The 502-nt window shown below is 40.0% G+C and carries 1 protein-coding gene; it reads right to left on the minus strand.

The features are described from left to right. Positions 1-502, minus strand: a 502-nt coding sequence (locus tag ACTQX6_RS12640; RefSeq protein WP_441657567.1) for a hypothetical protein, incomplete at both ends; no start/stop codon positions are given.

Below are 502 nucleotides of genomic sequence, written 5' to 3' on the forward strand. Positions count from 1 at the left end.
GGCGAACTCAAGAATGGCCTGTTTGCCATCAGAAACAATTGTGCAGTCTTCATCGAATCGTTCAATATATTTTTGATATTTTTCCGTGCTTTCTGCTCCGTTACCGGCTATTTCAAACAACATGGTATCCCATTCATCTATGGCAGTCACAATACAAACCTTGTGACTGTTGATTCCCCGCTTATGTTTGCGGTTCGTATCTGTTTTTGATTTGCCTCGTACCTTACTTATCCGGGGCATATTCTTAGCTTTCATACCTTTCAGATTGATACCGGTAAATGTACTGTCCATCTTAACGATTCCTTTTAAAAGAGTATTCCGGATATGGGCTCCAATCGCTGTATAAAGTTTATGACGCATATGAAAACAGGTCGTTTTACTTTTTCCTGTAGCCACAACCTCCTGTTCCAGTGTCATCTGATTGAGTTCGCAGGCAATAAAGGTGGTCCATGTATGATAATGGCTTCTTGTATGAGAAAAAATGGTATTTGTTGTATCACTG

The organism is Faecalicoccus sp. LCP19S3_E2, from assembly GCF_052121255.1.
Classification (GTDB): domain Bacteria; phylum Bacillota_I; class Bacilli_A; order Erysipelotrichales; family Erysipelotrichaceae; genus Faecalicoccus.